At 67.2% G+C, this 7,626-nt stretch carries 8 protein-coding genes; 5 read left to right on the forward strand and 3 right to left on the reverse strand.

Features of this window, described 5'->3' with window-relative positions; genetic code table 11:
• The coding region (locus ACT3UE_RS15540; RefSeq protein ID WP_444567009.1) for a TrmH family RNA methyltransferase at nucleotides 1-595 on the reverse strand (595 nt) is incomplete at its 3' end.
• A gap of 176 nt (nucleotides 596-771) precedes the next feature.
• Between ACT3UE_RS15540 and ACT3UE_RS15545 the strand changes: the two genes are divergently transcribed.
• The 3 genes from ACT3UE_RS15545 to ACT3UE_RS15555 all read left to right on the forward strand — a co-directional run bounded on the left by ACT3UE_RS15545 (nucleotide 772) and on the right by ACT3UE_RS15555 (nucleotide 3,808).
• On the forward strand, nucleotides 772-1,815 hold the full coding sequence (locus tag ACT3UE_RS15545; RefSeq protein ID WP_443384294.1) for a magnesium and cobalt transport protein CorA: 1,044 nt from the start codon (nucleotides 772-774) through the stop codon (nucleotides 1,813-1,815).
• A gap of 75 nt (nucleotides 1,816-1,890) precedes the next feature.
• Nucleotides 1,891-2,682, forward strand: coding sequence for an HAD-IIA family hydrolase (locus tag ACT3UE_RS15550; protein ID WP_443384293.1), 792 nt, complete (start codon nucleotides 1,891-1,893; stop codon nucleotides 2,680-2,682).
• 91 nt (nucleotides 2,683-2,773) lie between these two features.
• Entirely contained in the window at nucleotides 2,774-3,808 is a 1,035-nt protein-coding gene (locus ACT3UE_RS15555; RefSeq protein ID WP_444561712.1) for a mechanosensitive ion channel family protein, read from the forward strand.
• Here the strand turns inward: ACT3UE_RS15555 and pyrE are convergent.
• Nucleotides 3,805-4,365, reverse strand: coding sequence for an orotate phosphoribosyltransferase (gene pyrE / locus ACT3UE_RS15560; protein WP_443384296.1), 561 nt, complete (start codon nucleotides 4,363-4,365; stop codon nucleotides 3,805-3,807). The genes ACT3UE_RS15555 and pyrE overlap by 4 nt on opposite strands.
• A gap of 88 nt (nucleotides 4,366-4,453) precedes the next feature.
• Here pyrE and ACT3UE_RS15565 point away from each other — a divergent pair, with 88 nt between their 5' ends.
• Together ACT3UE_RS15565 and ACT3UE_RS15570 are read left to right on the forward strand one after the other, a co-directional pair.
• The gene (locus ACT3UE_RS15565) at nucleotides 4,454-4,897 is read left to right on the forward strand and encodes a MarR family winged helix-turn-helix transcriptional regulator (RefSeq protein WP_443384297.1); all 444 of its coding nucleotides are present in this window, start codon (nucleotides 4,454-4,456) and stop codon (nucleotides 4,895-4,897) included.
• Complete coding sequence (locus ACT3UE_RS15570; RefSeq protein ID WP_444561711.1) at nucleotides 4,894-6,552, forward strand: stealth family protein; 1,659 nt, start codon at nucleotides 4,894-4,896, stop codon at nucleotides 6,550-6,552. Before ACT3UE_RS15565 ends, ACT3UE_RS15570 begins: the two co-directional genes overlap by 4 nt.
• Here ACT3UE_RS15570 and ACT3UE_RS15575 read toward each other — a convergent pair.
• Nucleotides 6,485-7,522 (reverse strand): phosphodiesterase, encoded by a 1,038-nt coding sequence (locus tag ACT3UE_RS15575; protein WP_444561710.1) that lies wholly within the window; start codon nucleotides 7,520-7,522, stop codon nucleotides 6,485-6,487. The genes ACT3UE_RS15570 and ACT3UE_RS15575 overlap by 68 nt on opposite strands.
• Nucleotides 7,523-7,626: the final 104 nt, after the last annotated feature.

Here is a 7,626-nt window from a genome sequence, read left to right on the forward strand (position 1 = left end):
CCGGCAATTGTCCGAAGACGTGGCGCCGGATCCAGGCGTGCATGGCGATCCCGGCCGCCGAGGCGGCATTGATGGAGCGGGTGGAACCGAACTGCTCGATGCTCAGCGTGGCATCGGCCACCGCATGGACCTCGTCGCTGAGGCCGGGGCCTTCCTGCCCGAACACCAGCACGCAATCACGGGGCAGGTCATAGGTCTCCAGCTGCTCCGAGTCCGGGAAGATGTCGACCCCGATGATGGCCAGGCCCTCACCCTGGGCCCACTGGACGAAGTCCTCGACGCTGGGGTGGTGGCGCACATGCTGGTAGCGGTCGGTGACCATGGCCCCGCGCCGGTTCCACCGGCGTCGTCCAATGATGTGCACTTCCTTGGCCAGGAAGGCGTTGGCGGTGCGCACCACGGTGCCGATGTTCATGTCATGCTGCCAGTTCTCGATGGCGATATGGAAGTCGTGGCGGCGGGTGTCCAGATCCGCGACGATGGCCTCGTGCAGCCAATACCGGTACCGGTCCCCGACATTGCGGCGGTCCCCCTCCCGCAGCAGTTCAGGATCCCAATGCGCTCCGACGGGCCATTCCCCTTCCCAGGGGCCCACCCCGACTTCCGGTCGTTCCGCGGCTCCGGGGTCGGCGGCCGGAACCGCGTCCGGGGGTGGTGGGGAGGCAGGTTCGTGCGATGAGTGGTCCACCGTCCCAGCCTAATGCGTCAGCCGCGCACCGCAGGGCACGACGGTCGTCGGGGCAGATGGCAGAATATCCGCAGGAGGTGGTCATGGCCATTATCGATAACGGGATCTACGTCAACGGGCGTCGGGTGCACGATCCGTCGCAATTGGGGCACACCATGGCGCGGCTGCGCGAGCATTCCGGCATGGCCTGGCTGGGCCTCTACCGTCCCACCGAGGACGAGCTGCGATCCGTGGCCGATGAGCTCGAACTGCACCCGTTGGCCCTCGAGGACACCTTGAAGGGCCACCAGCGGGCAAAACTGGATCATTACGGGGACCACTCGCTGCTGGTGCTGCGACCGGCCCGCTATCTCGATGCCAGCGAGAAGGTCGAATTCGGGGAGCTGCACGTCTACATCGGGGAGGACTTCGTGGTGACGGTCCGCCACGCCGAATCCCCCGACCTGGCCCGGGTCCGCCACCGGATGGAAGAGGAGCCCGAACTGCTGGCCATGGGTCCACGGGCGGTGCTCTACGCGGTGCTCGACCAGGTCGTGGACGAATACGAGCCGGTCGTCGACGGCCTCTCCAACGACATCGACGAAATCGACGACCAACTCTTCTCGGGCACCCCCGACGTGTCCCGCCGGATCTACGAACTCTCCGGCGAAGTCATCGAACTGCAGCGGGCGACCGTCCCCTTGGAACGGATCCTGTCCATCCTGCGCCGGGACCTGGCCGGCGGGCAGCCGGTGGGGCCCGGCGGCCGACCGGCACCGTCCGTCGCCCGGGACGAGCAGCTGCTCGAACTGGACCACCGGTTCGCCGACGTCCAGGATCACGCCATCCGCGTCTCCGAGCGCATCGCCTCGTTCAGGGCCCTGCTGACCAATGCCCTGTCCTTGTCGGCGACCCTCGTCTCGCAGCAGGCCGCCCAGGCAGGGGTCGCGCAGAACGAACAGATGAAGAAGATCTCCTCCTGGGCGGCCATCCTGTTCGCCCCCAGCCTGATCGGCAGCATCTACGGGATGAACTTCACCCACATGCCCGAACTTGCCTTCACCTGGGCCTATCCGGCGGCCCTGGGGCTGATGGTGGGGCTGAGCGTCGGCCTGTACGTGGTGTTCAAACACAACAGGTGGCTGTAATTCCGGGTACGGCCCCCGTTCGTCCGACGGGATAGCGTTGACCCCGGAACCACCACGAGGCAGAAGAGGCTGAGAATGAGCACCGACGACCGCACACCCGCCGATATCGAATGCTGGCTGACCGACATGGACGGCGTCCTGGTCCATGAGAACAAGGCCATTCCCGGCGCGGCGGAGCTGATCGAACGCTGGGTATCGACCTCCAAACGCTTCCTCGTACTGACCAACAACTCCATCTACACCCCGCGCGATCTCTGCGCCCGGTTGGATGCCGCCGGACTGGTGATCCCCGAGGAGAACATCTGGACCTCGGCCATGGCCACCGCGGAGTTCCTGCGCCGCCAGTCACCGGGGGGAAAGGCCTTCGTCATCGGCGAGGCCGGACTGACCACCGCATTGCACGACGCCGGTTTCATCCTCACGGACCGAAATCCCGATTTCGTGGTGTTGGGGGAAACCCGCACCTATTCCTTCGAGGCCATCACCCGGGCGATCCGGCTGATCGCCCAGGGCGCGCGGTTCATCACGACCAACCCCGATGCCACCGGCCCCTCCCCCGAAGGCGTCATGCCCGCCACCGGGGCCGTCGCGGCACTGATCAGCCAGGCGACGGACCGGCAGCCCTACGTGGTCGGCAAGCCGAACCCGATGATGTTCCGTTCGGCACTGAACCGGATCCAGGCCCACTCGGAGACCACCGCGATGATCGGGGACCGGATGGACACCGATATCGTCGCCGGGATGGAGGCCGGACTGTATACGGTGCTGGTCCACTCGGGCATCACCCAGCCCGAGGACATCGAACGCTTCCCCTTCCGGCCAGACACTGTTTTCCCCTCGGTCGCCGAACTCCTCCCCCGGCTCTAGGGCACCGGGCGGCCGGCCGGCCCTGTTGATCTGCTCACCTCCGACCCTCCCCGGCTTGCCCCGCCCCGCCGCAAGCCCCTAGTTTCGACATATGCCCCTGTCGTTTTCCCTTGATTCCCCCGCCGACACCTCACCGCTGCTGGACTGGTCCTTCTGGCTGGACCGCCCGCTGAAGATCGCGATCGTCATCGTCATCGGCGTGGCGCTGAACTTCATCATCCGCCGTCTCATCCGCCGAACCACCGAACACATCGCCGCCGGTGAGGCCGCCGCCCTGTCCAAGGAGCACCGGAAGTCCGAGAAGAGCGGGCGGCGCTGGCTGGTGCAGGAGTCCCCGATCGCGGTGGCCCGGCGGACCCAGCGGGCCCAGACCGTCGGGTCGGTCCTGCGCTCTGTCACCACGATCATCATCACCGCGGTCGTCCTGCTGACCGTGCTCTCCCAGCTGGGCATCAACATGGCCCCGATCCTGGCCAGTGCCGGCGTAGTCGGTGTCGCGTTGGGCTTCGGCGCCCAGGCCCTGGTCAAGGACTACCTCTCGGGAATCTTCCTGGTCGCCGAGGACCAGTTCGGCATCGGCGACTACGTGGATCTCGGCGAGGCCTCCGGCGAGGTCGAGGCCGTGGGTTTGCGCATCACCCAGGTCCGTGACGTCGATGGCAGCCTCTGGCACGTCCGCAACGGCGAGATCCTGCGGGTGGGCAACTTCTCCCAGGGCTGGGCCCGCGCGGTCCTGGACGTCCCGGTCCCCTACGACTCGAAGATGCCCGAGGTCAACGACCTGATCCTCGCCTCGGCCCAACGGCTCCAGTCCGACCCGAAGTGGTCCCGTGAGATCCTGGACGACCCCGAGATCTGGGGGGTCCAGGACCTGAGCGGGGAGTCCATCACCATCCGGCTGGTCTTCCGTACCCGTCCGTTGCAGCAGTGGGCGGTGGCCCGGGCGATGCGGGCCCAGCTCAAGGCCGACCTCGATGCGGCAGGGGTGCGGATCCCGCTGGTCCAGCAGACCATCATCCGTGCGGCGAACCCCGAGGGCTTCACCACCGCGCATGCCGGGACCGGCCCCACCCCCGAGACGGACCCCGCCAACCCGACCGGCGAGCCGGAGGCCCACCCGGACTAGAGGCCGAGCTCCTCCTTGCCGTAGGCGAAGAAGTAGGGAACCCCGGCCTCGGACTCGATGCGTTCCTTCGAGCCGGTGTCACGGTCCACGATCACCGCGACGGCCACGACGTGGCCCCCGGCCGCCCGGACGCCTTCGACGGCGGTGAGCGCCGAGCCGCCGGTGGTGGAGGTGTCCTCCAAGACCACGACGTTGCGCCCCGAGACCTCGGGGCCTTCGACCTGGCGGCCCATCCCGTAGGACTTCTGCGCCTTGCGGACCACGAAGGCATCCACCGCGCGGCCGGCCCGCCCGGCGGCGTGCATCACGGCGGTGCCGACGGGGTCGGCCCCCATGGTGAGGCCACCGGCGTTGGTGAAGTCGATCCCCGCATCATCGAGCAGATCGAGCATGACCTCCCCGACCAATGGTGCCGCCTCGTGGTGCAGGGTGATCCGGCGCAGGTCGATGTAGTAGTCGGCCTCCTTGCCGGAGGAGAGAGTGACCTTGCCGCGGACCACGGCGAGTTCGGTGACGAGTTCGAGCAGGCGGGCGCGGGCGGGGGTGTTCGAGGTCATGGACTTCATTCTAGGTCCCGTTGGACCGTGCAGGTCACGTCCGCATCGATGACGCGACAGCCGGTCCGTCCCGGGCTAGGGTGAAACCATGAACGCTCAACGACCGATCGGATACTGGCTCAAGCTGGTGGACTCGCTCATTTCCGAGCAGTTCGCCACCTCCCTGGAGGAGCACGGCGTCACGCGCCGGCAATGGCAGCTCCTGAACCTCCTGGGGTCCAAACCCCATACCTCCGCAGAACTCATGTCCGCACTGGCCCCGTTCTTCGACGAGGTCTCCCCCGAAGGCGAGCCGGCCTCCCCGGCAGAGCATCTGGCCGAACTTCTGGAATCCGGATGGGTCTCCCAGGACGGGGATTCCTACGCGCTGACCGACCGCGGCAACATCAGCCTGGAACGGCTCACCGAACTGGTCGAGGGCATGCGGGAGCGTTCCAGCGACGGAGTCACTCAGGAGCAGTACGAAACGACGATCGCGACCCTGCAACGCATGGCCACCAACCTGGGCTGGTCCGAGGCGGACCGCGCATGAACCCAGTCGACCCCACCACCGATCCGCTCGAGGCCACCCGGACGGCCCCGCATCCCGATGAGGTCTTCCACGGGACCCCGGAGGACGACGACGCGGCCTCCCCGGTCCGCGAAGTCACCTCGGCGGCGGCGATCGCCCGGTTCATGGAACGCACCGACGTCCTGCGTTCGGACGGTCGTTACGCCCTGGTGAATTCGACGATCACTCCGCATGAGGCGATGGTGACCGACCTGCTGTTCATCCGCGATGCCCTCGACGCCGCCTCGGTGGCCTACCTGCTGGTGCGCGGCAACGACGCCCGCCCGGTCATCGCCGTCTCCTGGGATGAGCGCAAGGCCATGCGCGCCGCCCTCGTGGCTGCCTGTCAGGACGAACCGTTCTACTCTTTGGCCGTCGACACCCGCAAGGGCAAGTCCCTGCTGGTGGCCGATGGCGCGTTGGCCCGGAAACCGAAGGCACGGATGTATCGGCTCTACCGTCCCCGGATCGAACCGGCCGGCGGTCTGGCCTTCGGGGCCTCCACCGGGGTGCAGATCGAATTATGGCAGTGGAAGGACTCGGGGCTGCTGGATCTGCCCATGGAGAATTCGCTGACCCGGGCCACCCTGCCGGCGGACGAAGCGGTCCGCGGGACCGTCCACCGCTACGGCAGGGAATGGCCGACCATCGAGAACATGTTCGCCGATCACGCAGCGGACATCTCCTTCCCCATCGATATGGTCTTCTCCTGGGTCGACGGCAACGACCCCGAGCACCAGCGCTATCGCGCCTCCTTCATGGACGGCGTCGTGGTCGGCGAGGGGGATGATTCCGAGGCCCGCTACCGGCAGATCGACGAGCTGAAGTATGCCCTGCGCAGCGTCTACATGTTCGCGCCCTGGGTCAGGCACATCTACATCGCCACCGATTCACCCATCCCTGCCTGGTTGGATGCCGACCATCCACGCATCTCCGTGGTGCGGGCCCCCGACCACTTCCGCGACCCCACGGTGCTGCCCACCTTCAACTCCCAGGCCGTGGAGTCGCAGCTGCAGCACATCGACGGGCTCTCCGAACACTTCCTGTACTCCAACGACGACATGTTCGTGGGGCGCCCGCTGGGCCCGGATACGTTCTTCTCCCCCGGCGGGATCACCAAGTTCATCGAGGCCGGAACCCGGATCGGGTTGGGCGATAACCATCTGGACCGTTCGGGCTTCGAGAATTCGGCCCGGGTGAACCGGCGGCTGCTCAACGACCGGTTCGGGCGCATCACCACCCGCCACCTCGAGCACACCGCGGCTCCCTTGCGACGCAGCGTGCTCAAGGAGCTCGAAGAGGTCTTCTCCGAGGAGTTCGCGGCGACGGCGGCCAGCAGGTTCCGCGCCAAGGACAACATCTCGGTCACCAATTCGCTCTACCACTACTACGCGTTGCTGACCGGCCGTGCCGTGACCAAGGAGAAGGCGAAGGTGAAGTACGTGGACACCACCATGTATTCGGGCCTGGACGCACTGCGCAAGCTGTTGAAGAAACGCAACCAGGACTTCTTCTGCCTCAATGACGGGTCCTTCCCCGAGGTCCCCGCCCGGGAACGCCAGGAAGTGGTCACCGACTTCCTGCAGGCCTACTTCCCGCTGGCCGCCCCGTGGGAGGTGGCCCGGACCGACCGGTAGCATCCTGCGCCGCCGCGGCACCGCCATCATGCCCGGTGGCCGGGGTGCCGATGGAGTGGGGGCTCCGGCCCACGGTATCGGGGTCGATGCCGTGTTCACGCAGGATCGCGGCCACCGCCTCCGGTTCCACGACATCTCCAACACTGACACCGCTGGCCACCGGGACCACCGAATGCACCACGGTCTCGGGGAGCACGTGCACCAGGTTGTAGCCTTGGGCCTCGTCGCGTCCGCGGGTGGTGTGGATCCCCCGCACCGGATCGGCTCGTGCTGCCAGATCCTGGGTGTAACAGCTCGCCGAGGCCACCGATACAGGGATTCCGGCGAAGGTCCCGAACGTCGAGTAGTGCAGGTGCCCGGCCAGAATGGCGCGCACATCGCTGCCGGTCAGCACCTCGGCCAGCCGCGCCTGGCCCCGCAGTTCCACCAGGATGGCCAGCGGTTGGACACTGGCGATCGGTGGATGATGCATGGACAGGATGGTCCCGTCGGGGGCCGGGGTGGCCAATTCGGCTTCGAGCCACCGCAACTGGGCGTCCTCGAGGTGGCCATGGTGGGAGCCGGGAACCGTGGTGTCCAGGGTGATCAGGCGTAGCCCGCCCAGCCAGAAGACGTGGTCCAGCGGGGTGGTGTCTGCCGGCTCGCCGAGCAGTTCGGTACGCAGGTTCGACCGGTCGTCATGGTTGCCTGCGGCCCAGAGGATCCTGGTCCCCAACCGTTCGGCCGCCGGTTCCAGGATCGAGCGCAGGGTGGCGTAGGCGTCGGGTTCCCCCTTGTCCGCCAGGTCTCCGGTGACCACGAGGGCGTCGGGACGCACCCCGGAGGCCTCCAGCCGGTCCACGAGCGAACGCAGCCGTCCGATGCTGTCCAGCGTATCGGCCAACAAATGGCCCCCGCCTCGAACATGGGTGTCACTCAAATGGATGAGCACTCGGTCCGGAGCGGGGTGCTCCGGGCGGATGGGTTCCATGGCCGCTTTCCTCACGCAGGTGGTACGCCTTACCGCACCCACTATTCCCCATCCGGGGCCGGTTCGGCGACGAAACGCCACGGTGATAGCACAACGGGGGCAGG

The organism is Arthrobacter sp. 179 (assembly GCF_052379645.1).
In the GTDB taxonomy this organism is placed as follows: Bacteria; Actinomycetota; Actinomycetes; order Actinomycetales; family Micrococcaceae; genus Arthrobacter_H.

Excerpts from the sequence above, each read along its gene's own strand:
- ACT3UE_RS15555 (WP_444561712.1), top strand. The coding sequence starts at position 2,774 with ATGCCCCTGTCGTTTTCCCTTGATTCCCCCGCCGACACCTCACCGCTG.
- ACT3UE_RS15550 (WP_443384293.1), top strand. The coding sequence starts at position 1,891 with ATGAGCACCGACGACCGCACACCCGCCGATATCGAATGCTGGCTGACC.
- ACT3UE_RS15565 (WP_443384297.1), top strand. The coding sequence starts at position 4,454 with ATGAACGCTCAACGACCGATCGGATACTGGCTCAAGCTGGTGGACTCG.
- pyrE (WP_443384296.1), bottom strand. The coding sequence starts at position 4,365 with ATGACCTCGAACACCCCCGCCCGCGCCCGCCTGCTCGAACTCGTCACC.
- ACT3UE_RS15575 (WP_444561710.1), bottom strand. The coding sequence starts at position 7,522 with ATGGAACCCATCCGCCCGGAGCACCCCGCTCCGGACCGAGTGCTCATC.
- ACT3UE_RS15570 (WP_444561711.1), top strand. The coding sequence starts at position 4,894 with ATGAACCCAGTCGACCCCACCACCGATCCGCTCGAGGCCACCCGGACG.
- ACT3UE_RS15545 (WP_443384294.1), top strand. The coding sequence starts at position 772 with ATGGCCATTATCGATAACGGGATCTACGTCAACGGGCGTCGGGTGCAC.